The sequence below is a fragment of the Jiella flava genome (genome assembly GCF_017349315.1).
In the GTDB taxonomy this organism is placed as follows: Bacteria; Pseudomonadota; Alphaproteobacteria; order Rhizobiales; family Rhizobiaceae; genus Jiella; species Jiella flava.
Genome location: NZ_JAFMPP010000007.1, coordinates 147,131 through 169,722, shown reverse-complemented (window position 1 = coordinate 169,722; position 22,592 = coordinate 147,131). Strand labels below are relative to the sequence as shown.

The following is a 22,592-nucleotide window of genomic DNA, read 5'->3' as shown; positions in this document are numbered from 1 at the left end:
TCGACCGGTCACAGTCACGGCTGTTGTCTGGCGTGCCGGACCCACTTCGAAAAGGGAGATGCACATGTCCTTGAACACTCACATCACAACGCTGCAGCAGCGCCACACTGCCCTCGATCAGGAGATTACGGCAGCGATGGTCTCGAAGCCAGCCATGAGCGATGCGGAGATCAAGGAGATGAAGCGCCGGAAGCTTCGGCTCAAAGAAGAGATCGAACGGCTTCAGCGCTCGGGCCACTAGGAGCATAGGGAATGGCCATCGGGCGCGGCGTCAGCCGCGTCCGATGGAGACGGGGGCACGCGCCCCGTTTTTTATGCCCCCGTTCAGTCGTCGGCCATTTTGCGCAGCACGTATTTCTGGATCTTACCCGTCGAGGTTTTGGGCAGGTCGACGAATCGAATCTCCTTCGGACATTTGAACCGCGCAAGTTTCTCCCTGCAGTGGGCGAGCAGCTCTTCGGCGCTGGCCGTGCGGCCGGGTTTCAACTCGATGAAGGCGAGGGGCGTTTCGCCCCACTTTTCGTCCCGCTTGGCGACGACGGCGGCGGTCTGCACCGCCGGATGCAGGTAGAGCGCGTTCTCGACCTCGATCGACGAAATGTTCTCGCCGCCGGAAATGATGATGTCCTTGGCCCGGTCCTTCAGCTCGACATAGCCGTCCTCGTGGCAGACGCCGAGATCGCCGGAATGGAACCAGCCGCCCTTGAACGCCTCGGCGCTGGCCTCCGGGTTTTTCAGATAGCCGCGCATGACGATATTGCCGCGAAACATCACCTCGCCGATCGTCTCGCCGTCGGCCGGCACCTTTTCCATGGTTTTCGCATCCATGACCGCTAGGTCTTCGAGCGCGGGGTAGCGCACGCCCTGGCGGGCCTTCTGCGCAGCGCGGGCGGCGGCGTCGAGAGCATCCCACTCGGCCTTCCAAGCATTCACCACCGCCGGGCCGTAGGTCTCGGTGAGGCCGTAGAGATGGGTCACGGCAAAGCCGGCCTCCACCATGCCGGCAAGCACCGATTGCGGCGGCGGTGCGGCGGCGGTGTTGAAGGTCACGGTGTGGGAGAAGTCGCGCTTGTCGCCGTCATCGGCGTTGATCAGCGTCGCCATGACGATCGGCGCACCGCACAGATGGGTGACGCCGTGATCGGCGATGGCGTCGTACATCGCTTTGGCCCGCACCCAGCGCAGGCAGACATGGGTGCCGGCCTGGATCGCCAGCGTCCAGGGAAAGCACCAGCCGTTGCAGTGGAACATCGGCAGGGTCCAGAGATAGACCGGATGGCCGGTCATCTCGGCCGCGACGATGTTGGCATAGCCCATCAGCGCCGCGCCGCGATGGTGATAGACGGCGCCCTTGGGATTGCCGGTGGTGCCGGAGGTGTAGTTGAGCGAAATCGCGTCCCATTCGTCCTTTGGCATCGCCCAGGCGAAGTCCGGATCGCCCTCGGCGATGAGTCTCTCATATTCGAGGCTGCCGATCGGATCGCCTTTTTGAGCGGGAGCGTCTTCGGGAAAATCTGGGTCGTCATAGTCGACGACGATCGGCGTGACCTTCGCCTTGGCGAGCGCCTCGGCCATGACGCCTGCAAACTCACGGTCGACAATCACCACCTTGGCCTCGGCGTGGTCGAGCTGGAATGCGATGATGTCAGCGTCGAGCCGGGTGTTGATCGACAGCAGCACGGCGCCCGCCATCGGGACGCCATGATGGGCCTCCAGCATCGCCGGGGTGTTTGAAAGCATCGCCGCGACGGTGTCGCCGCGGCCGACTTCGCGCTGCTGCAGGGCCGAGGCCAACTGCCGCGAGCGGGCATAAAAGTCGCGATAGGTCCGGCGCAGCGCGCCGTGGATGATGGCGATGCGGTCCGGAAAGACCTGGGCGGCGCGCGACAGATAGGTCAGCGGCGTCAGCGGCTGGTGATTGGCGGCGTTGCGGTCGAGATGCTCGTCATAAATCCCCAAAAAGTCCTCCCGGTCTTGCGGTATCGTTATGGGTGCGTCATCGCAGAATCGTCGGCGTTAAAACAGCAGCGCAAGTCCGCCATCATACGCCAGTTTCAAGCCGATCGGCAGCAGCATCCAATAAATCAGACGGTAGAACAGCTCCGGGTCGATGCGCTTCACCAGCCAGACGCCGGCGAGTGTCGAGAGCGGGGCAAGCGGCAGGAGGATCGCCGAGGTGGCGAGATTGGCGGCGGAAAATTCTCCGAGCATCGCATAAGGGAGCAGCTTCACGGCGTTGACCGCGGCAAAGAACACCACAGAAGTGCCGGCAAAAAGCTGCGGCGAAAGACGCAAGGGCACGACATAGATCTGAAAGGGCGGCCCACCGGCATGGCTGACGAAGCTCGAAAAGCCCGCGAGCATACCCCAGACGGCACCCTTGACCGGCTGTGGATCGCGCGCCGGGCGCTGATGCCGGTGGCCGAAATACCAGTTGGCGAAAAACCAGATGGCGATGAGGCCAATGGTCAGGCGAAAGCCGTCCGGCGAAACCATCGCCGCCGTCAGGTAGCCGGCCAAAACGCCGACAGCGGCAGCCGGCAGCATGGTGGCGATGACACCCCGATCGAAGCGCCCGCGCCATGCCAGAAGGCTGACGATGTCCATGACCACCAGAATAGGCAACAGGATCGCGGCGGCCGTCACCGGATCGACGGCGATCGCCATCAGCGGTACGCCGGCAAGGGTCGCGGTGCCGCCGAAGGCCCCCTTCGACAGACCGACGAGGACGACGGCGGGGACGGCAAGTGCGTAGAAGATCGGATCGGTGATCACGGGGCTTTGACGTCCTCTTTCAGGCGCGACGACATCGTCCCGGCGGCGGGAGATTGCGTCCGCAATCACAGCCAAGACCCGCGGCTTGGCGTCGCGGTCGGGGCCTGGGCGCGGATTGCCGGATGGCCGAAACGAATCGAGCCGGCTTCACAGGCTGCACCGACTAGGCTAAGCGACCAATCGTTATGATGACCGATCCAATCCGCCCCCGGCTGGTGCTCGTAACGACGCCGCTCGCCGATGTCGATGCTGAAGCCCGATTGCGCGACGCGTTGTCGGGCGGTGACGTTGCGTCCGTTCTTATCGATCCGGCTGGACGCGACGAGCAGAGCTTTCAGCGCCATGCCGAGGCGCTGGTGCCGGTAATCCAGGCGGCAGGTGCCGCTGCGATCGTCGTCGGCGATAGCCGCGTCGCCGGTCGGGTCAAGGCGGACGGTCTGCATCTGGCGACCGGTGATCTTGAGGAACTCGGCGCGGTGATCGAGCGGTTCCAGCCGCGGCTGATCGTCGGTGGCTCGGGCTTTGAGACCCGGCACCACGCGCTGGAAGCCGGCGAGCATATGCCGGACTATCTCCTCTTCGGACGCTTCGGCAACGACGATGAGCCGGGCGCCCACCGCAAGAGCCTGGCGCTTGCCAAATGGTGGGCGGCGATGGTCGAGATCCCATGCATTCTGCTCGGCGGCGGCGATCTGGCGACGTTGGAGACCGCGGCCGAAACCGCTGCGGAGTTCGTCGCTCTGTCCCGCGCGGTCTTCGGCGACGGTGGTGATCCCGCCAAAGCCGTCGCCGCGGCCAACGCGACCTTCGACGCGGTGTTCGAGCGGATGTCGGCATGAGTCGGCCGGTGGGTTCGGCCGTGCGCGGTGCGCCGCGCATGAAGCGTTTCATGCCTGGGCTTTGTGTCGCCCTGGCGTGCGGTCTGGCGGCGCCGGCACCGGCCCTTGCGGCAGGCAGCGGCGATCAGAGTGATGCGGTCGGCAAACTCATCGAAAGCACCAAATCCGATGCGTCGCAGGATAAGGGACCGGCGGCCGATAAGGCCTCCACGGGCGACAAGAGCCCGGCGGCAACCAAGCCCAGCCCCTCCGACATGGCCTATGGGGCGTTTCAGCGCGGCTATTATCTGACCGCGATCGAATTGGCCAAACCGCTTGCCAATCTCGGCGATCCGGCCGCCCAGACCCTGCTCGGCGAAATCTATTCGCGTGGTCTGGGCGTACGCCGGGACATGAAGGAAGCCGCCCGCTGGTACGAGGCGGCTGCAAAGGCGGGCAATGCCGAAGCGCAGTTCCGCTACGCGATGATCCTGCTCGACGGCAGCGCCGTTGCGCCGGATCCGGCGAAGGCCCGCGATTTGATGAAGGCGGCGGCCGATCAGGGCCTGCCGCTCGCCGAATACAACTATGCGCAGATGCTGATCGAGGCCTCGCCCTCGGGAGGCTTTTCGGCCGCTGCCGGTTATTTCCGCAAGGCCGCCGAGGCCGGCGTTCCGGAAGCGCAATATGCGATGTCGCAGCTTTTCGCCAACGGCCGTGGCGTGCCCGAAAATCTCGCCCGGGCGCGGGCCTGGCTGCAGACGTCGGCCAACAATGGCTTTGACACCGCGCAGATCGACTACGGGATCTGGCTGATCAACGGGAAAGGCGGACCAGCCGAGCCGAAGGTGGGTTTTGCCTTTCTGCGCCATGCCGCCGAACTCGGCAATCCGATCGCCATCAACCGCGTCGCTCATCTTTATAAGGACGGCATCGGCACCGATCCGGACAAGGCGGCTGCCGCGATGTGGGCGGTGCTGGCCAAGCGACTGAAGAACAGCGACCCCGGTCTCGACGATTTCTTCCGCGGCCTCGACCCGCAAGCGCAAAAGGCGGCACTCGAAGCGGCCAACCGATTTCGCACGCGGTAGGCTGTCAGGATGACGGTCCGGCTTGAACGGGACGGGTTTTTGTGGTCTTGAGCGCGCAATCGTCGCATCGGTCGGCGCGCAAGACGCGATGTCCGGCAAGCCGTTTTCATTCCGGCGGGTGGCGAAACGGCAAATGATCGACCCCGCATTTTCGGCCGACGGTCCCGCGAGCGGGGCCGAGGACGCTTTGAAACATCCGAGAGTTCCGATGAAGATCAACGGCAATGAAATCCGTCCCGGCAATGTGATCGAGCACGATGGCGGGCTCTGGGTCGCGGTCAAGACCGCGCATGTCAAGCCCGGCAAGGGCGGTGCTTTCGCACAGGTCGAACTGAAGAACCTGATCGACGGCACCAAGCTGAATGAGCGCTTTCGCGCCGCCGAGACCGTTGAGCGGGTGCGCCTGGAACAGAAGGACTACCAGTTCCTCTACGCCGAAGGCGAGATGCTGGTGTTCATGGACACCGAGACCTACGAGCAGCTCGAACTCCAGCAGGCGTTCGTCGGTGATCGTTCGGCCTTTCTGCAGGACGGCATGACCGTGACCGTGGAAAGCTACGAAGAGCGCCCGATCGGCATCCAGCTGCCGGACCAGGTGGTGCTGCAGATCGTCGAGGCCGACCCGGTGGTCAAGGGCCAGACGGCGGCCTCGTCCTACAAGCCGGCGGTGATGGAAAACGGCGTGCGGGTCATGGTGCCGCCCTTCATCGAGGCGGGCGAGAAGATCCTCGTCGACACCAACGAGATCACCTATCTGCGTCGCGCCGACTGACGCGATCGTCGCCGGGGCGATCGCACGGTTTCGCCCCGTCCCGACCCCAACTGTTCTGAAAGGTCGAAATGGCCCGTTCCGCGCTGCTCAACGTCATGACGCAGGCCGCCATGAAGGCTGGCCGCTCGCTGATCCGTGACTTTGGCGAGGTCCAAAATCTACAGGTCTCGGTGAAGGGACCGGCGGACTTCGTCTCGGTCGCCGATCATCGGGCGGAAGAGATCGTCTTCAAAGAGCTGTCCCGCGCGCGGCCGGATTGGGGCTTCCTGATGGAGGAGCGTGGCATCGTCGAGGGCAAGGATCCACAGCATCGCTGGATTGTCGATCCGCTCGACGGGACTATGAACTTCCTGCACGGCATTCCGAATTTCGCGGTCTCGATCGCGCTCGAACGCGACGGCCAGATCGTCGCCGGCGTGATCTTCAATCCGGCCCAGGACGAGCTCTATGTCGCCGAAAAGGGCGGCGGCGCCTTCGTCAACGATCGCCGGATCCGCGTGTCCGCGCGCAGCCGGCTCCCCGAAGCCTTGTTCGGCACCGGCACGCCGTTTCTCGGCCATGGCGACCACGCCGGTTATCTCTACGAGCTGCGCCAGATCATTTCCGAATCCGGTGGCATCCGCCGCATAGGTGCGGCCTCCCTCGATCTCGCTTATGTCGCGGCAGGCCGTCTCGACGGCTTTTGGGAAAAGGGGCTGAAGTCTTGGGACATCGCTGCCGGCGCGATCATCGTGCGCGAAGCCGGCGGCTTCGTTACCAATGTCGCGGGCGCGAAGTTCGACCATATGATGGGCGAGATCGCCTGCGGCAATGAGCTGATCCATAAGGCGCTGATCGCCCAGCTCGGCGACGCGGCGAAGAAGCGCGCCAAGGCTCGTGCAACGGACAGCGCCGACGAGGCGTGATCCGGCGGCAGCTTGAGGGTCAGCCTCGCCGGCTGCCATGCCGCAGCCGAAATCGCAGCGTTTGCCTTGTCGCGCTGATCGTGGTGCGATGCGGCAGTTGCGCCACGGCGGCGGGCGAATAGGTGCCCGGATTGGCGTTCATGGAAATCGCGTGGCGGTTTTTCCGTGGCTGCGGTCGGTGAATCAAAGACTGACCGCTGTCGCCCTGCGTCGATTGCAACCTTTGCGGCGGCAGTCATTTGCCCGGCCGACATTTCCATTTCCAGCGATATTTTATATGGTTTTTGGGTCGATCGAGGATCGTCGGTTCTGTGCGTCGGCGTCGCTCTGCCTTCTTCCGGGGTAAGCGGCCGTGTTATGGCGCGCCCATCGAATCGCCCGCAATGTCAGAGAGTTGAGTGAAAAACCATATGCAGGTCGTCGACGCGCCGACTGACAAGCCGCGAAGACCGGACGATTTCGATCCGAATCGCTTATCGAGTCCGCTCGTTTTCCTCTGGTCGATGCTGGTGTTTCTGGCGCTCGCCGGGTTCGTCGCGGCGATCCTCGGCCGCCAGGTGAAGGCGGCCTTCACCACCAATCCCGGCCTCAACGGCCTGATCGTCGGCGTTCTCGCGGTCGGCATCTTCCTGGCGCTGCTCCAGGTTCTGCGCCTGTCGCGCGAGGTGCGCTGGGTCAACGCCTATCGCGATGGCTCGGCGGACTTCGACAAGCTTCGCGATCCGGTGCTGCTTGCGCCGATGCGGGCGTTAATCGGCCGCCGCCGGGCGATCTCACTGTCGACAACCTCGATGCGCTCGATCCTCGATTCGATCGCGACCCGGCTCGACGAGACCCGCGACATCGCGCGCTATCTGATCGGCCTTCTGGTCTTTCTCGGCTTGCTCGGCACCTTCTGGGGCCTGTTGCGGACGATCGGCTCGATCGGCGCGACGATTCAGGGGCTCGATCCTGCGGGCGGCGACACCAACTCTATCCTCGAAGCGTTGAAAGCTGGCCTTTCCGCGCCGCTGGCGGGCATGGGCACGGCGTTCTCATCCTCGCTCTTCGGCCTGTCGGGATCGTTGATTCTCGGCTTTCTCGACCTGCAGATCGGCCGCGCGCAGAACCGCTTCTACACCGAGCTCGAAAACTGGCTCTCGTCGGTCACCGACGTCGGGTCGGACATGGTCCTGCCGGCCTCGAACGGGGCAGGCGAGGGGGCGGACGAACTGCGGCTGCTGTCCGACCGCTTGAACAAGATGATCTCCGACCAGAGCACCAGCCCGCGCACCAGCGCGGCGATGGCCAATCTCGCCGAGAGCATTCAGGGGCTCGTTCAGCACATGCGCAGCGAGCAGCAGTTGCTGCGCGATTTCGTCGAGAACCAGGCGGGCGAGCAGCAAGAGATGCGCCGCGTCCTCGATAAGCTCGCCGGGCAGATCGGCGCGCCGCAGCTTGGGCAAGGCCGCCGCGGCGGCCCGGACGACCAGGAGGGCTGATCGCGCATGGCCTTGTCCCGGAACCGTCGCAGCGAACGCACCATCGACTACTGGCCGGGTTTCGTTGACGCCTTATCGACGCTGCTGCTGGCGATCATGTTCCTCTTGTCGGTCTTCGTGCTCGCGCAGTTTCTGCTCAGCCGGGAGATTTCCGGCAAGGATGCGGTGCTCGACCGTTTGAACAGCCAGATCAACGAGCTGACTCAGCTTTTGGCGCTGGAGCGCTCCAACGGTCAGGACTATCAGGATCAAATCGCCACGCTGCGCGCCTCCCTCGCCAGCGCCGAGGACGAGCGCTCGCGACTGCAGAAGGCGCTTGAGTCGGGCAGCGGTTCGGCGGCCTCCGCCAATGCCCAAATGGGCGAGCTGAAGAGCGCGCTGAACGATGAGAAGACGATTTCCCAGCGCGCCCGCTCGCAGATCGAATTGCTGAATCAGCAGCTGTCGGCGCTGCGCCAACAGATCGCCGCGCTGGAGGACGCCCTCAATGCATCCGAAAAGCGCGACAAGGAGAGCCAGACCAAGATTTCTGATCTCGGCCGCCGCCTGAATGTCGCGCTCGCCCAGCGGGTGCAAGAGCTGTCGCGCTATCGCTCGGACTTTTTCGGACGGCTGCGCGAGATCCTTTCGGACCGCAAGAACATCCGCATCGTCGGCGATCGCTTCGTGTTTCAGTCCGAAGTGCTGTTTCCCTCCGGCTCGGACGTGCTGCAACCCGCCGGCAAGGACGAGATGGCCAAGCTCGCCGATGCGATCAACGAGTTGGTCAAGGAGATCCCGTCAGACATCCCCTGGATCATCCGCGTCGATGGTCACACCGACAACATCCCGATCACCGGCGGCCGTTTTGCGGACAACTGGGCGCTGTCCACGGCCCGCGCCGACGCCGTCGTCCGCTTCCTGATCTCGCGCGGAGTTCCGCCGAACCGCCTCGCCGCGACGGGTTTCGGCGAATATCAGCCGCTCGACGACGCCGACACGGCGGACGCGCGCGCCCGCAACCGCCGGATCGAGTTCAAGCTCACCGAGCGGTGAGGCCAACAGCGCCCGCCTGCGCGCGGGCTTTGGTTTGAGGCTGGCGATGTCCCGTGCACCGCGATTGCTGCAGCTGATCGAAATCCTGAGGGCGCGCCGGCGGCCGATCTCCGGTCAAGCGCTGGCGGATGAACTCGGCGTCAGCCTGCGCAGCCTTTACCGCGACATCCGCACGCTGCAGGGCGAGGGCGTGCCGATCGAAGGCGAGGCCGGGGTCGGCTATGTGATGCGGCCGGGTCTGACCCTGCCGCCGTTGAATTTCGACGTCGACGAACTCGACGCTGTGGTGCTCGGCCTGCGCTTCGTCGAACGGCGTCTCCCGGATGGTCTCGGCGATGACGCCTCGCGCGCCTTGGCCAAGATCGCCACGATTTTGCCGAAGGGCCGCTCCGTCGAGGACGTGCAGCTTCTCGTCGGCATGCCGGAGACCGGCGCGGCGAAAACCCTCGATGTGATCCGCGCGGCGATCCGTACCGAGGATGCGGTGACGATCGGCTATCGCGACGCCAAGGGCGAGGCCACCGAGCGGACGGTCTGGCCGGTCGTCGTCGGCTTTTTCGGTGCGGCCGAGGTGCTGGCGGCTTGGTGCGAGTTGCGTCAGGATTTTCGCAATTTCCGGCTCGATCGTATCGTCCGGCTCGACCTTGCCGGTCGTGCAATGGAGCGGCGGCACCGGTTGCTTCTCGCCGATTGGCGGCTGACCTTCGAGATGGACGAGGATTGCTGATGATCGCCGGAGCCGGGGGTGGAAAACGCTGCTGACGGAATCTGACAGTGGCTTTGGATAGGGCTCGTCAGTATCGAAATCCCCTGACGGAGACCGCCATGACGACCCTGGAAACGGCAATGAACGGCGCGCCCTACACGCTGCTCTACACCGACGATGTCACCGCCAATGCGGCATGCCTCGAACGCTTCTTCGGCTGCGCGCCGGTCGAGCGGTCGACGACCTTCGCGCTGTTCGTCTTTGGCGGTGGCAGGCTTGGCCTTTGGCGGATCGACGCGGTGGAACCGCATGTGAGCGAACGGCCGGGTGCTTCGGAATTCGCTCTCGCGATCGCCGCGGGCCGCGCCGGCGTCGATGCGGCTCACGAGCGTGCGGCGAGCGTCGGGCTGACGATTCTGCAGGACCCAACGGCAATGGACTTCGGCTACACATTCACCGCGGCGCTGTCGGACGGCAATCGCATTCGCATCTTCGTGCCGGCAGAAGCCTGACGGGATCGCCTGTCTTCTCAGCGTCGACGCGGTGCCAGATCCGGCGCCGCTTTGCCAAGCCACAAGGGCCGCCCCGGAAACGGAGCGGCCCTCGCGCGTCATGCCATTTGCGGCCGAGAGCCGCTTACTGGGCGGTGATCGTCGTGCTGACGAGCTTGTCGTCGACGCGGATGGGCCCGTCTTCCTTCGAGCCGAGGGTGTATTCGAAGGTGCCGGCTTCCTGACCGCCGGCCTCGGAATGGACCATCAGCATCAGCATGTCGCCGCTGGCGACGTCCTCATCGAGCTGCGCCGTGACGTTCTCGTTGACGCCCTGCTTCAGCGCCACATGCCCGACGACCGGCCCGGGCTTCATCTCGGAGTCGGTGCGGTGGATCACCAGCCATCCGTCTTCGGGGGCGGTGACGGATTCGGCCATCACCTGGCCGCCCGAGACATCCTGGTCGGCGGCGGTGACGCCCGGGGTCATATCCGATGCGGCGAAAGCGGCCGTCGTGAGAGCGGCCGTCGTGGCCAAGGCAATCATCGTGCGTTTCATGCGACTGTCCTTTTGAGGGTGCGAACATGAGCGTTCCACGAAAGATACGTCTTGCAAGGCGATCGGTTCGCCGCTTCGCGAGACTGTCAGAATGGTGCTGGTCGCTCTGACGTTTCTGTCAGGTTGCACGAAAAGCGACAATCATCCGTTGACGAAACCATCGGGTGCGTGCATCCGCGTGGCGAATGACCAGCGTGCCTTTCCATCAGGTCTGTTGCGATGGCGCTGTCGGCAAGGCCGGGCGAGACGCGTCTACTCCGCTGCAGCGTCGATGCGACCCGCCTCGAATTGCAGGCGAGCGAGGCGGGCATAGATCCCGTCCCTGGCGATGAGGCTACGGTGGTCGCCTTCCTCCACCAGCCGGCCGTCGTCGACGACGAGAATGCGGTCGGCCTTCAGTACCGTCGCGAGGCGGTGGGCAATGACCAGGGTGGTGCGCCCGACCATGAGATCGTCCAGCGCTTTTTGCACCAGCACCTCGCTTTCGGCGTCGAGGGCCGAGGTCGCCTCGTCGAGGAGCAAGACGGGCGCGTCGCGCAGAAGCGCCCGGGCAATGGCGATCCGTTGGCGCTGACCGCCCGACAGCGTCACGCCGCGCTCGCCGAGCAGCGTCTCGTAGCCTTCCGGTAGCGCCGCGATGAAGCCGTCGGCCAGCGCTTGGCGTGCCGCTGCGGCAATCGCTCCCTTCGGCGCGCCGGGGGCGCCGAAGGCGATGTTGTCACGCGCCGAGGCGGCGAAGATCGTGGTGTCCTGAGGAACCAGTGCGATACGGGCGCGCAGCGTTTCCGGATCGGTCATCTTCAGATCGACGCCGTCAACGCGGATCTCGCCATCGAGCGGATCGTAGAAGCGCTCCAGAAGGGCGAAGATCGTCGATTTGCCGGCCCCGGACGGACCGACGATTGCGACGGTCTCGCCGGGGTCGATGGTGAAGCTGAGGCCATTGAGGGTCGGCAGATCAGGTCGGCTCGGATAGGCGAAGGAGACGTTGTCGAAGCGGATTCGTCCGCTCGCCGGCGCCGGCATCGACACCGGGCTGACGGGGGCCGCGATCGCTGGTGTTTCGGCGAGAAGCTCCGACAGGCGCTCCGCGGCGCCGGCGGCCAGCGACAGCTCGCCCCAGACTTCCGAGAGCTGCCCGAGCGCGCCGGCGGCGAACACCGCGTAGAGCAGAAACTGGCTGAGCGTGCCTGGCGACAGCGTGCCGGCGGTCACCCGGCTCGCGCCGATCCATAGCACCGCGATCACCGAGGAAAAGATCAGGAAAATCGCGATCATGGTCAGAAGCGAGCGCGCCTTGATCGAGGCGCGGGCGGCGCCGAAGGCGTCGTCAACGGCGTCGCCGAAGCGGCTGGCGACCATCGTCTCGCTGGTGAACGCCTGCACCGTGCGCATCGCGCCGATCGCTTCTGAGGCAAAGGCCGTCGCCGTGGCCAGCGTGTCCTGCGCGCTGCGCGAGCGCCGCCGCACGCCGCGCCCGAAAGCGACCAGCGGCAGGACGATCAGCGGGATCGCGCCGACGACGATGAGTGACAGGCCGGGGCTGGTGGCGACCATCATCGTCAGCGCCCCGAGGAACAGGATGGCGTTGCGCAGGAAGATCGACGCGGTTGGGCCGACGGCGGACTTCACCTGCGTCGTGTCGCCGACCAGCCGCGAGATGATCTCGCCGGACTCGGATGCATCGTAGAAGGTCGGCGACAGTTTCGTCAGATGCGTGAAGACATCCTTGCGCAGATCCGCAACGACGCGTTCGCCGAGTGTGATGACGAAATAGTAGCGCCCGGCGCTGGCAATGGCGAGAACGCCGGCCAGGACCATCAGCATGCCGAAATAGCTGTTGATCAGACCCGCATTCGATTCGATGAAGCCGTGGTCGATCACCCGGCGCACGGCGAGCGGCAGCGACAGGGTGGTCAGCGCCGCCAGCAGCAGAAAGCTACAAGCGCCGATCGCCATACCTTTGTACCGCAGAACATAGGGAACGAGTCGTCGGAGCGGGTTCAGGTTCCGGCGCGTCTTTGTGGGCTCGGCCTTGGCCGTCTTGTCGTCGCGCAAGAGATACTCCATGCATCGATTCCGGGGAGCTGGTTCCGGAGGTGCGCCCGGACCTTGTGTGCGCCCCGCGCCTGATGTATAGGCTCCAACACGATTTTGGAAGCGATCAAAGCTTTGCGTTCCCCGCGACATCGCGACAGCTTATGGGGCCCGGCTCCAGAGCTCTGCGGTGCGTCGGGGATTTTTTGGCGAAAACCGTTCGAGGACCGCGTGCGATGAAGACCAACATCCATCCCGACTACCACACCATCACCGTGGTGATGACCAACGGTACCGAGTACCAGACCCGGTCGACCTGGGGCTCTGAGGGCGACAAGCTGAACCTCGACATCGATCCGACCAGCCATCCGGCCTGGACCGGCGGCAACCAGCAGTTGATGGATCGCGGCGGCCGCGTCTCGCGCTTCAAGAAGCGCTACGAGGGCCTCGGCATCTAAGCAGACTGGTCACAAGGTCGCGAGAATTTCAAAAGGCCGGACGCGGGGTTCCCGTGTCCGGCCTTTTTGATTCGGCCGTTCCTTGCTTGTCTTGCCCGGTCACGCTTGGTGTTCGTTCACGCGCGCCGCTTGCGGGCGCTGCGCTCGGCGAGCGTGATGCCGCCGAGGACGCAAACGAGAGCCGCCACGTGGTAAAGATGGAGCTTTTCGCCGATGATCGCGACGGCGAGGAGCGCCCCGAAGACCGGTACGAGATTGATGAACAGATTGGCACGGTTCGGGCCGATCATCTCGACGCCGCGGATATAGAGCGACTGGGCAAAGAGTGACGGGAAGATCGCGGTGTAGAGTGCCGCTACGCCGCCTTGCAGATCCGGCAGCTGCGTCTGTCCCATGGCAAATTCGATGCCGGCATAGACGATTGAGGCGAGGAACGAGGCAAAGGACAGAACGAAAATCGTCGATAGCCAATGGATCTTCGGCTTGGACCGCAGGGCGACGGTGTAGCCGCCATAAAGCAGGACCGCGATCACCATCAACGCGTCACCGCGGTTGAGATCGAGCGCGAAAAGAGTCGTGAGGTCGCCGTGCGAAGTGGTCAGTGCGACGCCGATGAGCGTCAGCGAAAAGCCGACGATCTGCAGTCGCGTCACCCGCATGCGGAACAGAATGAAATTGGCCAGGAACACGACGAGCGGCATCGCCGACTGTTCGATCGCCACGTTGATCGCCGTCGTATAGGTCACCGCCAGATAGAAGATCGCATTAAACGAGGCGAAGCCGACGATGCCGAGGATCGCAAGATAAGCGAGCCGCGGGCGAATCTCGGGCCACTCCCGCCGCAGGTGGGGCAGGGCGAAGGGGGCGACGAACAGCGTCGCGAAAGACCAGCGCAGCAGCGTCAGCAGCATCGGCGAAATGTGTCCGGCGGCGAGTTTGCCGGCCACCGCGTTGCCAGCCCAGAACAAGGCGACCGCGGCGAGGACCAGATACGGATGGACGATGGTGCTGCGCGACATGTTTCCCCCGGTACGCCGCTTTCGGCATTGTTCTTGGCGGCCGTTCGGGCCGCTCGCCGCCATCTCTTTACGCACCGACGGTTCGGTTCGGCGCAGACTGACGGCCGCGATTTCACGGTATCGAGCCGGAGCTTATGGGTTGTCGGCGCCGGCTGTCGCGCCGCCGCTGTAGGTGGGATTGGCGGGTTTGGCCAGTGCTGCCTATCAGTCCGGGCGATGTGACGCGAGGACGAGACTCACGATATTTGCGCCGTGTTTTGTGGACAGGCAGGGTCTCGACTTGGTACAGGCGTGCGCACCGTGCCGAATTCATCCTCGGCTTCGGCCTCGCAAAGACAGATAACCGACCAAGGTCGAAGGCCGCCGTGAGGCGCCCGGCACGTCAGCGATGATGCCGGCCAATTATCGTGAGGAAGTTCATGGGAAACGTCGTCGTCATCGGATCGCAATGGGGTGACGAAGGGAAGGGTAAGATCGTCGACTGGCTGTCCGAGCGGGCCGACGTTATTGTGCGCTTCCAGGGCGGCCACAATGCCGGCCACACGCTGGTGGTCGACGGAACCTCCTATAAGCTCTCGCTTCTGCCCTCGGGCGTCGTGCGCCGCGGCAAGCTGTCGGTGATCGGCAATGGGGTGGTTTTCGATCCGCATGCTTTCGTCGCCGAGCGCAAGCGGCTCGCCGAACAGGGCGTCACGATCAATCCGTCGAGCCTGAAGATTGCCGACAATGCCGCGCTGATTCTCTCGCTGCATCGCGAACTCGACGCCACCCGCGAAAGCTCCAATGCCGGCACCAAGATCGGCACCACCGGCCGGGGCATCGGGCCGGCCTATGAGGATAAGGTTGGCCGCCGGGCGATCCGGGTGATCGATCTTGCCAATCCGGACGCGCTGCCGGAGCGAATCGAGCGGTTGCTCGCCCATCACAATCCGCTGCGGCGCGGCCTCGGCCAGCCGGAGGTCGACGCCCAGACGATTCTCGATGAACTGACGTCGGTCGCCGACGAGATCGTGCCGTTCATGGATCGTGTCTGGCGGCTGCTGGACGAAAAGCGCAAGGCCGGTCAGCGCATCCTCTTCGAAGGCGCGCAGGGCACGCTGCTCGACATCGATCACGGCACCTATCCCTTCGTGACCTCCTCGAACACCGTGGCCGGTCAGGCTGCGGCGGGATCGGGTCTTGGCCCGAGCAGCGTCGGCTTCGTCCTCGGCATCACCAAGGCCTACACGACTCGCGTCGGCGGGGGCCCGTTCCCGAGCGAGCAGGACAACGACGTCGGCCAGTTCCTCGGCGAAAAGGGCCGCGAATTCGGCACGGTCACCGGCCGCAAGCGCCGCTGTGGTTGGTTCGACGCCGTGCTTGTGCGGCAGGCCGTCGCGGTCAACGGCATCGACGGCTTGGCGTTGACCAAACTCGATGTCCTTGATGGTCTCGAAGAGATCAAAGTCGTCGTCGGATATAAACTTGACGGAGAAACGATCGACTATCTGCCGGCAAGTCTTGCCGATCAGAACCGGGTCGAGCCGATCTATGAAACCTTTGAGGGTTGGCAGGATACGACTGCCGGCGCGCGCAGCTGGAGCGACCTTCCGGCGCAAGCGGTCAAATATGTCAGACACATAGAGGAGCTTGTGTCGGCACCGGTGACGCTGCTTTCGACGTCGCCGGAGCGCGAGGATACAATACTTGTTCGCGATCCGTTTCAGGACTAGAGTCGCGGACGTCGGGACGACAATCCATAAAGACAAACGAGTGACTGCAATCCATGGCGGATCTGAGCGGCGTTCTTCGCAAGACCATCGACGGCCTGCCGCGTGCAACGCCGCAAATGCGGGAAAAGGTCTACGAAAAAGCCCGGGCTGCCATTCAGCGGCAGATCAACGCGGCCAATCCGCCCCTTGCGGAACCGGTGGTTTCGGCGCGCCTCGCCGCGCTCGAAGATGCCATTACCCGCACCGAGGAGCACTACGTCGCCCAAGAGACCGAAGGGGCAGAGGCTGACGGCTCAGAATCGGAGGCGGCCGCACCGATTCCACAGGCGCCACAACCCGCGCCGAGCCGCGTTTCGGCCGAGCCGCAGGCTCAGCCCTTAGCTCCCGCCGCCGGCAGTCCGGCCGAGCCGCCGCGCGAAAAGCCCGCCGCGTCTCAGACCGGACGCGTCGCTCCGACGGCGCCCGAGCCGCGTCAACCCCTGCCGCAGCCGCAACAGCCGCAGCAACAGCCAAGTCGGGCGCAAGGCGTTGACGACCCACGCCCGCGGTCAGCCGACGGGCAGGCTGCGCCGTCACGCGGCGAGCCGCGCCAGACGCCACGTCCGCAGCAGCCGGTCGAGCCTGCCGAATCGGCCAATCCCCGTCAGTCGTCGCCGCAAACCGGGGCGCGGTTGCCTGCTGCAACGATGCCGGCCGCCACCGGAGCGGCGGCGGCCGCATCTGAGCGTCAGGCGCCCGCCGGGCGCAAGCCCGGTCCCCAGGCGCAGCCCTTCGTCCCGCCGGAAACCGAAGAGCCCGATGCGGGCGATGGCCCGCCATCGATCGCTGCGCCCTTCATCACGCCGGGCGGTCGCGGCGACCGTGATGGCGAGAGCAAGGCGGACGCCCGCGAGCGTGGCAAGGACCAAGATCGCGCGACCGATGATCGCTCCTCCGACGATCGGACGGGCGAGCGCGTTCCCGACGATATTCGGGTCGACGATCACGATATCCCCGAGGCGGACATCACCGCTCCGCGTTATCCGAACCGGCGGCCCAAACGATCCGGCCAAAGCGGCAAGATCGCGGTCGCAGCGGTTGTCATTCTCCTTCTCGGCGCTGTCGGGACGACCGTCTGGGCCTATCGCGATCAGATCGAGAATCTGCTCGTCGGTTCGGCCGATATCGGCACGATCGCCGACCAGTCCACCGAAAAGAGCGGTTCGGTCGGCGGGCAGGCAACGAGCGACAAGCAGGCCGCTACGGCCGACAAGGCGGTGCAGAGCGCCGCGAACAAGACCGACTCGGCCACTGCGACCCGCCGCTTTACCCAACGGCTGCTTCCGGACGGAAGCGAAGTCGATCCCGGGCCGGCGGACAAGACGGCCAACGCTTTTGACGAAGGCACCAATGTCGCGGCGGCGACCAGCGTCGATCAGAACGGCCCGCAGCCGGGCGCGACGCCGACCTTGTCGAGCGAGATCGGTAAGAATCCGTCCGTCGTCGGCGGCAACAGCACGCCGGCAGATGGCCAAAGCGGCAATCCCCCGGCCACCATGCCGGCGCCCCAGACGAATGGCGCCAGCGTTCAGACCGGCAACCAGCTGGCGGTTGGCCAGAACGTGATCTTCTATCAGGAACGCACCAAGGATCAGCCGGTGACCAAGAACACCGGAACGGTGGTTTGGTCGCTCGTGGACGAGCCGGGCGCCGATGGAAAACCCGGCGAGCCTGCGATCAAGGCGGTCGCCGACGTTCCCGAGCAGAACGTCAAGATGACGATGACGATCAAGCGCAACACCGATCCGACCCTGCCGGCCAGCCACGTCATCGAGCTGGAATTCGACGTGCCGAAGGATTTTTCCGGCGGCAGCGTCGCCAATGTCCAGTCGATGCGGCTGAAAGAGAGCGAAGAGGCGCGGGGCGAGAAGCTGATCGGCGTGGCCGGCAAGATCTCGGACAACTACTTCATCATCGCGCTCAACAATCTCGATGATGCGGTGAAGTCCAATCTGTCGCTGCTGCAGAACCAGAAATGGATCGATATCCCGCTGGCCTATAGCACCGGCCGCAGGGCGCTGATCTCGATCGAGAAAGGCATTCCCGGCGATCGCGTGTTCAAACAGGCGATCGACGCCTGGAACAAGGCAAAGAGCTGAGCCGCCGAGAGACCTGATCGCGGTGGCCGGTCGCGGGGCGTTGGCGCGGCCTCAGGCTCTGCGGCTCACAGGCGGGCCGTCAGTGCCATCGCGCCATGGGGGGCGCGCGGTTTGCCGGAGCGGATGAAATAGGCAAAAACGTCGCGCGGCTGGGCTGCGGGGAGACGCTCGGGTGAGGCTTTCTTGAGGTCGCCCGGCTCGCCCCCTGCGGCAAACGTCTGCAGCCGCGCCGCCCAATGATCGAGAGCATCGGCCGGATAGCAGGTGTCGATCGCCGCGTCGCCGCGCTGCAGGCGGAGATAGGCGAAGTCGGCTGTCACATCGGCGATTTGCGGATAGGCGTCGCTGTCGGCGCAGACGATGGCAACGCCCGATTCTTTGCACAGATCGACGAATTGCGGGACATTGAAGCTTGAATGGCGTGGTTCGACGACGTGGCGCAGCGCCACACCGTCGGCGGATTTTGGCAGCAGCTTGAGAAATCCGCTGAAATCATTGGCGTCGAATGACTTGGTCGCGGCGAATTGCCAAAGGATGGGGCCGAGATGATCGCCGAGTTCGACGATGCCCGAACCGACAAAGCGCTCAATCGACTCACCGGCCTCCGACAGCACCTTGCGATTGACGGCAAAGCGCGGGGCCTTCAGCGAAAAGACGAAACCGGTCGGTACCGCACTGGCCCATTTGGCATATGTTGCCGGGCTCTGGCTGCGATAAAAGGTTCCGTTGACCTCAATCGAGGTCAGCTTCGAGGCCGCATAGGCGAGCTGGCGGGTCTTGGCGAGGTCGGCCGGATAGAAGGTCTCGTTCCACGGATCGAACGTCCAGCCGCCGATGCCAGTGCGGATGGTGCCTTTTGTGGTCATAATCGGCTCCTGATTGTGCCGGCGCGATCTTGCGCCTAAATTTGCTTTATCTGCATGGAGGACGCGATGACCGTGGTCACCATCGAAAGGGCGACGGCCGATCTGGCCGATCTTCTCGCCCGCGTGGAAGCCGGCGAAGAGGTGCTCATCACGCGGGGCGACGCGCCGGTGGCGAAATTGGTGCCGGTCGAGGCGGCGGAGGGCACCTTGCTGCCGAGGCGCGTGCCTGGCGCCTTGGCGCATCTTCGCGACAAGATTCCGTCGGATCTTTTTCTTCAGCCGATGTCCGAAGATGAACTTGCGGCCTGGGAAGGCAAATATTCCTTTCCTGGCGACAACGGGGAATGAGATATCTTCTCGACACCCATGCGCTTGCGTGGTGGCTGCTCAATGATCCTCGACTAAGTCGCGCTGCGGCGGATGCTATCGCCGAGCCCGATCATATGATTGCGGCAAGCGCTGCGTCCGCTTTTGAAATTGCGACGAAATATCGCCTCGGAAAATGGCCGGAAATCGCGCCGATCGCTAAAAATTTCGACGCTCTTGTCCGTGCCGAGCGATTTTCGGTTCTGGCGGTAACCGCTGCGCACGCGCTGCTCGCGGGCCGAATGCCCGGCGCTCACAAGGATCCGTTCGACCGGCTTCTCGCCGCACAGGCAACGGTGGAAGATCTGGTCGTCGTCACCGTCGACACGGCGTTTGATGGGTTCGGCGTGCCGCGCTTGTGGTAGCTGCGGCGCAGCCGACGTCGAACCCGATCCGCAGAGCCGTCGCTCGGAGCTACTCCGCGGCCTCCCTCTTGACCCGTGGGCGGCGATCCAAAAGCTCCTTCAGGAACTGACCGGTATATGACCGCGCGACGGTGATGACGTCTTCCGGCGTGCCGGTAGCGACGATTTCGCCGCCGCCGTCGCCGCCTTCCGGGCCGATGTCGATCAGCCAGTCGGCGGTCTTGATCACTTCGAGATTATGCTCGATCACCACCACGGTGTTGCCGCGGTCGACGAGGTCGTGCAGCACCTCGAGCAGCTTGGCGACGTCGTGGAAATGCAGGCCGGTGGTCGGCTCGTCGAGAATGTAGAGCGTCTTGCCGGTGGCTTTGCGCGACAGTTCCTTGGCGAGTTTGACACGCTGCGCCTCGCCGCCGGACAGTGTCGTCGCCTGCTGGCCGATCTTGATGTAGCCGAGGCCGACCTCGTTCAACGTCGCCAGTTTGTCGCGCACGGCCGGTACGGCCGAGAAGAAGCCGACGCCTTCCTCGACGGTCATGTCGAGCACGTCGGCGATCGATTTTTCCTTAAAGGTCACCTCCAGGGTCTCGCGGTTGTAGCGCTTGCCCTTGCAGACGTCGCAGGTGACGTAGACATCCGGGAGGAAATGCATCTCGATCTTGATGACGCCGTCGCCCTGGCAGGCCTCGCAACGCCCGCCCTTGACGTTGAAGGAGAAGCGCCCGGCCTGGTAGCCGCGGGCCTTGGCCTCCGGTAGGGCGGCGAACCAGTCGCGGATCGGCGTGAAGGCGCCGGTATAGGTCGCCGGATTGGAACGCGGCGTGCGGCCGATCGGCGACTGATCGATATCGATCACCTTGTCGAGCAGCTCCAACCCCTCGACGCGGTCGTGTTCGGCGGGGATGTCGCGGCCATTGGCGATCCGGCGTGAGGCCGCCTTGAACAGCGTCTCGATCAGGAAGGTCGACTTGCCGCCGCCGGAAACGCCGGTCACGCAGGAAAATACGCCGAGCGGCAGGTCGGCGGTGACGTTTTTCAAATTGTTGCCGCGGGCGCCGACCACCTTCAACCGCTTGGCCTTTGCCGCCTTGCGGCGCTTCTGCGGCACCGGAACGCCGAGATCGCCGGAAAGATAGCGGCCGGTCAGCGAATTCGGATTGGCCATAATCTCCGTCGGCGTGCCGCTGGCGATCACCTGGCCGCCATGGACGCCCGCCGCCGGGCCGATATCGACGACATGGTCGGCGGTCAAAATCGCGTCTTCGTCGTGTTCGACGACGATCACCGTGTTGCCGATGTCGCGCAGGTGCTTCAGCGTGTCGAGCAGGCGAGCGTTGTCGCGTTGATGCAGGCCGATCGACGGTTCGTCGAGAACGTAGAGCACGCCGGTCAAGCCCGAGCCGATCTGCGAAGCGAGGCGGATACGCTGGCTTTCGCCGCCGGACAGCGTCCCCGACGAACGCGACAGAGTCAGATAGTCGAGGCCGACATCGTTGAGGAATTTCAGTCGCTCACGGATTTCCTTGAGGATCCGCACCGCGATCTCGTTCTGCTTATCGGACAGGGCAGCGGGCAGATCTAAAAACCATTCGGCGGCGTGCCGGATCGACAGCTCGGTCACCTCGCCGATATGCTTGCCGGCGATCTTCACCGCCAGGGCTTCCGGCTTCAGCCGATAGCCGGCGCAGGCGGGGCAGGGCGTTGCCGACATGAAGCGCTCGATCTCCTCGCGCATGAAGGCGGAATCGGTTTCCTTCCAGCGCCGAGAGAGATTGTTGACGACGCCCTCGAAGGTCTTGGTCGTGGCGTAGGACCGCAGCCCGTCTTTATAACGGAACTCGATCTTTTCCCGGCCGGTGCCGAACAGGATCGCCGCCTTGGCCTCTTTGGACAGGTCGACCCAGCGGTCGGTCTGCTTGAAGCCATAGACCTTGCCGAGACCGTCGAGGGTTTGGCCGTAATAGGGCGAGGTCGATTTGGCCCAGGGTGCGATCGCGCCGGCCTTCAGCGTCAGCGCCTCGTTCGGCACAACGAGCTTCGGATCCACCGCCTTCTGCGAGCCGAGACCATCGCAGGTGGGGCAGGCGCCGAACGGGTTGTTGAAGGAAAACAACCGCGGTTCGATTTCCGGGATGGTGAAGCCGGAGACCGGACAGGCGAATTTTTCCGAAAACAAGAGCCGCTCATGGGTCTCGTTCTTGTTGCGGTTGGCGCCGGCATCGGCGAGCCGCTCCTTGGGCAGCGGCTTGTCGGCAAACTCCGCAACGGCGAGGCCGTCGGCGAGGCCGAGCGCTGTTTCGATCGAATCGGCGAGCCGGCTCTTCAGGTCGGCGCGCACAACGACGCGGTCGACCACCACATCGATGTCGTGCTTGTACTTTTTGTCGAGCGCCGGGGCATCGGCGATCTCGTAATACTCGCCGTCGATCTTGACCCGCTGAAAGCCCTTTTTCTGAAGCTCGGCGAGCTCTTTACGATACTCGCCCTTCCGCCCGCGCACGATCGGCGCCAAGAGATAGAGCCGTGTGCCCTCGCCAAGATCGAGGATCCGATCGACCATCTGGCTGACGGTCTGGCTCTCGATCGGCAGGCCTGTCGCCGGCGAATAAGGCACGCCGACGCGGGCGAACAGCAGCCGCAGATAATCGTAGATCTCGGTGACCGTGCCGACGGTCGAGCGCGGGTTCTTCGACGTCGTCTTCTGCTCAATGGAGATGGCTGGCGACAGCCCGTCGATCTGGTCGACATCCGGCTTCTGCATCATTTCCAGAAACTGCCGGGCATAGGCCGATAGGCTTTCGACATAGCGCCGCTGGCCCTCGGCATAGATCGTGTCGAAGGCGAGCGACGACTTTCCCGAGCCGGACAGGCCGGTCATGACGATCAGGCTGTCGCGCGGCAGGTCGAGATCGACCCCTTTCAAATTGTGCTCGCGCGCGCCGCGAATGGAAATCGTCTTCAATTCGGCCATCAAAAATCCGCCGGTTCGTCGTCTGGT

At 64.4% G+C, this 22,592-nt stretch carries 21 protein-coding genes; 14 read left to right on the top strand and 7 right to left on the bottom strand.

The genetic code is table 11. The features are described from left to right. The first annotated feature begins 64 nt into the window (after positions 1-64). The gene (locus tag J1C48_RS10270) at positions 65-241 is read left to right on the top strand and encodes a YdcH family protein (protein ID WP_207257746.1); all 177 of its coding nucleotides are present in this window, start codon (positions 65-67) and stop codon (positions 239-241) included. 83 nt (positions 242-324) lie between these two features. Here the strand turns inward: J1C48_RS10270 and J1C48_RS10265 are convergent, their stop codons facing one another. Both J1C48_RS10265 and J1C48_RS10260 read right to left on the bottom strand, forming a co-directional pair. Continuing rightward, positions 325-1,959, bottom strand: coding sequence for an acyl-CoA synthetase (locus J1C48_RS10265; protein ID WP_207257745.1), 1,635 nt, complete (start codon positions 1,957-1,959; stop codon positions 325-327). A gap of 57 nt (positions 1,960-2,016) precedes the next feature. Continuing rightward, positions 2,017-2,775, bottom strand: coding sequence for a TSUP family transporter (locus J1C48_RS10260; RefSeq protein WP_207257744.1), 759 nt, complete (start codon positions 2,773-2,775; stop codon positions 2,017-2,019). 188 nt (positions 2,776-2,963) lie between these two features. On the opposite strand from J1C48_RS10260, the gene J1C48_RS10255 reads away from it, so the two are divergent. The 8 genes from J1C48_RS10255 to J1C48_RS10220 all read left to right on the top strand — a co-directional run bounded on the left by J1C48_RS10255 (position 2,964) and on the right by J1C48_RS10220 (position 10,095). After that, positions 2,964-3,614, top strand: a complete 651-nt coding sequence (locus J1C48_RS10255) for a thiamine phosphate synthase (protein WP_207257791.1) — start codon at positions 2,964-2,966, stop codon at positions 3,612-3,614. After that, positions 3,611-4,684 carry a tetratricopeptide repeat protein gene (locus J1C48_RS10250; RefSeq protein ID WP_231081680.1) on the top strand — a complete coding sequence of 358 codons (1,074 nt, stop codon included), beginning with the start codon at positions 3,611-3,613 and terminating at the stop codon, positions 4,682-4,684. Before J1C48_RS10255 ends, J1C48_RS10250 begins: the two co-directional genes overlap by 4 nt. A gap of 208 nt (positions 4,685-4,892) precedes the next feature. Next, entirely contained in the window at positions 4,893-5,456 is a 564-nt protein-coding gene (gene efp, locus J1C48_RS10245) for an elongation factor P (RefSeq protein WP_207257743.1), read from the top strand. Between the two features lie 68 nt (positions 5,457-5,524). Next, positions 5,525-6,361: an inositol monophosphatase family protein gene (locus J1C48_RS10240; protein WP_207257742.1), complete on the top strand. Its 837-nt coding sequence runs from the start codon at positions 5,525-5,527 to the stop codon at positions 6,359-6,361. Positions 6,362-6,771: 410 nt separating this feature from the next. Further along, the gene (locus J1C48_RS10235; protein ID WP_207257789.1) at positions 6,772-7,842 is read left to right on the top strand and encodes a MotA/TolQ/ExbB proton channel family protein; all 1,071 of its coding nucleotides are present in this window, start codon (positions 6,772-6,774) and stop codon (positions 7,840-7,842) included. Positions 7,843-7,848: 6 nt separating this feature from the next. After that, positions 7,849-8,877 (top strand): peptidoglycan -binding protein, encoded by a 1,029-nt coding sequence (locus J1C48_RS10230; protein ID WP_207257741.1) that lies wholly within the window; start codon positions 7,849-7,851, stop codon positions 8,875-8,877. Positions 8,878-8,923: 46 nt separating this feature from the next. Then, positions 8,924-9,604, top strand: a complete 681-nt coding sequence (locus tag J1C48_RS10225; RefSeq protein WP_207257740.1) for a helix-turn-helix transcriptional regulator — start codon at positions 8,924-8,926, stop codon at positions 9,602-9,604. Between the two features lie 98 nt (positions 9,605-9,702). Continuing rightward, the gene (locus tag J1C48_RS10220) at positions 9,703-10,095 is read left to right on the top strand and encodes a VOC family protein (protein WP_207257739.1); all 393 of its coding nucleotides are present in this window, start codon (positions 9,703-9,705) and stop codon (positions 10,093-10,095) included. A 124-nt stretch (positions 10,096-10,219) separates the two neighbouring features. Here the strand turns inward: J1C48_RS10220 and J1C48_RS10215 are convergent, their stop codons facing one another. Both J1C48_RS10215 and J1C48_RS10210 read right to left on the bottom strand, forming a co-directional pair. Further along, positions 10,220-10,633 carry a DUF7282 domain-containing protein gene (locus tag J1C48_RS10215; protein ID WP_207257738.1) on the bottom strand — a complete coding sequence of 138 codons (414 nt, stop codon included), beginning with the start codon at positions 10,631-10,633 and terminating at the stop codon, positions 10,220-10,222. Positions 10,634-10,885: 252 nt separating this feature from the next. Next, positions 10,886-12,703: an ABC transporter transmembrane domain-containing protein gene (locus tag J1C48_RS10210; RefSeq protein WP_207257737.1), complete on the bottom strand. Its 1,818-nt coding sequence runs from the start codon at positions 12,701-12,703 to the stop codon at positions 10,886-10,888. A gap of 203 nt (positions 12,704-12,906) precedes the next feature. On the opposite strand from J1C48_RS10210, the gene rpmE reads away from it, so the two are divergent. Continuing rightward, positions 12,907-13,128 (top strand): 50S ribosomal protein L31, encoded by a 222-nt coding sequence (rpmE, locus tag J1C48_RS10205; RefSeq protein WP_207257736.1) that lies wholly within the window; start codon positions 12,907-12,909, stop codon positions 13,126-13,128. Between the two features lie 116 nt (positions 13,129-13,244). On the opposite strand, the gene J1C48_RS10200 is transcribed toward rpmE, so the two are convergent. Then, complete coding sequence (locus tag J1C48_RS10200) at positions 13,245-14,147, bottom strand: DMT family transporter (RefSeq protein WP_207257735.1); 903 nt, start codon at positions 14,145-14,147, stop codon at positions 13,245-13,247. Positions 14,148-14,566: 419 nt separating this feature from the next. On the opposite strand from J1C48_RS10200, the gene J1C48_RS10195 reads away from it, so the two are divergent. Further along, positions 14,567-15,859: an adenylosuccinate synthase gene (locus tag J1C48_RS10195; RefSeq protein ID WP_207257734.1), complete on the top strand. Its 1,293-nt coding sequence runs from the start codon at positions 14,567-14,569 to the stop codon at positions 15,857-15,859. Positions 15,860-15,912: 53 nt separating this feature from the next. Beyond that, on the top strand, positions 15,913-17,997 hold the full coding sequence (locus tag J1C48_RS10190; RefSeq protein ID WP_207257733.1) for a hypothetical protein: 2,085 nt from the start codon (positions 15,913-15,915) through the stop codon (positions 17,995-17,997). Between the two features lie 65 nt (positions 17,998-18,062). Here J1C48_RS10190 and J1C48_RS10185 read toward each other — a convergent pair whose 3' ends face one another. After that, the gene (locus J1C48_RS10185) at positions 18,063-18,863 is read right to left on the bottom strand and encodes a DUF72 domain-containing protein (RefSeq protein WP_207257732.1); all 801 of its coding nucleotides are present in this window, start codon (positions 18,861-18,863) and stop codon (positions 18,063-18,065) included. A gap of 66 nt (positions 18,864-18,929) precedes the next feature. Here J1C48_RS10185 and J1C48_RS10180 point away from each other — a divergent pair, with 66 nt between their 5' ends. Both J1C48_RS10180 and J1C48_RS10175 read left to right on the top strand, forming a co-directional pair. Further along, entirely contained in the window at positions 18,930-19,211 is a 282-nt protein-coding gene (locus J1C48_RS10180) for a type II toxin-antitoxin system Phd/YefM family antitoxin (protein ID WP_207257731.1), read from the top strand. Next, on the top strand, positions 19,208-19,594 hold the full coding sequence (locus J1C48_RS10175; RefSeq protein WP_207257730.1) for a type II toxin-antitoxin system VapC family toxin: 387 nt from the start codon (positions 19,208-19,210) through the stop codon (positions 19,592-19,594). The genes J1C48_RS10180 and J1C48_RS10175 overlap by 4 nt, the downstream gene beginning before the upstream one ends. Before the next feature lie 49 nt (positions 19,595-19,643). Here J1C48_RS10175 and uvrA read toward each other — a convergent pair whose 3' ends face one another. After that, entirely contained in the window at positions 19,644-22,565 is a 2,922-nt protein-coding gene (uvrA, locus tag J1C48_RS10170; RefSeq protein ID WP_207257729.1) for an excinuclease ABC subunit UvrA, read from the bottom strand. Positions 22,566-22,592 lie beyond the last annotated feature (27 nt).

Excerpts from the sequence above, each read along its gene's own strand:
- J1C48_RS10270 (WP_207257746.1), top strand. The coding sequence starts at position 65 with ATGTCCTTGAACACTCACATCACAACGCTGCAGCAGCGCCACACTGCC.
- J1C48_RS10255 (WP_207257791.1), top strand. The coding sequence starts at position 2,964 with ATGACCGATCCAATCCGCCCCCGGCTGGTGCTCGTAACGACGCCGCTC.
- J1C48_RS10250 (WP_231081680.1), top strand. The coding sequence starts at position 3,611 with ATGAGTCGGCCGGTGGGTTCGGCCGTGCGCGGTGCGCCGCGCATGAAG.
- efp (WP_207257743.1), top strand. The coding sequence starts at position 4,893 with ATGAAGATCAACGGCAATGAAATCCGTCCCGGCAATGTGATCGAGCAC.
- J1C48_RS10240 (WP_207257742.1), top strand. The coding sequence starts at position 5,525 with ATGGCCCGTTCCGCGCTGCTCAACGTCATGACGCAGGCCGCCATGAAG.
- J1C48_RS10235 (WP_207257789.1), top strand. The coding sequence starts at position 6,772 with ATGCAGGTCGTCGACGCGCCGACTGACAAGCCGCGAAGACCGGACGAT.
- J1C48_RS10230 (WP_207257741.1), top strand. The coding sequence starts at position 7,849 with ATGGCCTTGTCCCGGAACCGTCGCAGCGAACGCACCATCGACTACTGG.
- J1C48_RS10225 (WP_207257740.1), top strand. The coding sequence starts at position 8,924 with ATGTCCCGTGCACCGCGATTGCTGCAGCTGATCGAAATCCTGAGGGCG.
- J1C48_RS10220 (WP_207257739.1), top strand. The coding sequence starts at position 9,703 with ATGACGACCCTGGAAACGGCAATGAACGGCGCGCCCTACACGCTGCTC.
- J1C48_RS10215 (WP_207257738.1), bottom strand. The coding sequence starts at position 10,633 with ATGAAACGCACGATGATTGCCTTGGCCACGACGGCCGCTCTCACGACG.
- J1C48_RS10210 (WP_207257737.1), bottom strand. The coding sequence starts at position 12,703 with ATGGAGTATCTCTTGCGCGACGACAAGACGGCCAAGGCCGAGCCCACA.
- rpmE (WP_207257736.1), top strand. The coding sequence starts at position 12,907 with ATGAAGACCAACATCCATCCCGACTACCACACCATCACCGTGGTGATG.
- J1C48_RS10200 (WP_207257735.1), bottom strand. The coding sequence starts at position 14,147 with ATGTCGCGCAGCACCATCGTCCATCCGTATCTGGTCCTCGCCGCGGTC.
- J1C48_RS10195 (WP_207257734.1), top strand. The coding sequence starts at position 14,567 with ATGGGAAACGTCGTCGTCATCGGATCGCAATGGGGTGACGAAGGGAAG.
- J1C48_RS10190 (WP_207257733.1), top strand. The coding sequence starts at position 15,913 with ATGGCGGATCTGAGCGGCGTTCTTCGCAAGACCATCGACGGCCTGCCG.
- J1C48_RS10185 (WP_207257732.1), bottom strand. The coding sequence starts at position 18,863 with ATGACCACAAAAGGCACCATCCGCACTGGCATCGGCGGCTGGACGTTC.
- J1C48_RS10180 (WP_207257731.1), top strand. The coding sequence starts at position 18,930 with ATGACCGTGGTCACCATCGAAAGGGCGACGGCCGATCTGGCCGATCTT.
- J1C48_RS10175 (WP_207257730.1), top strand. The coding sequence starts at position 19,208 with ATGAGATATCTTCTCGACACCCATGCGCTTGCGTGGTGGCTGCTCAAT.
- uvrA (WP_207257729.1), bottom strand. The coding sequence starts at position 22,565 with ATGGCCGAATTGAAGACGATTTCCATTCGCGGCGCGCGCGAGCACAAT.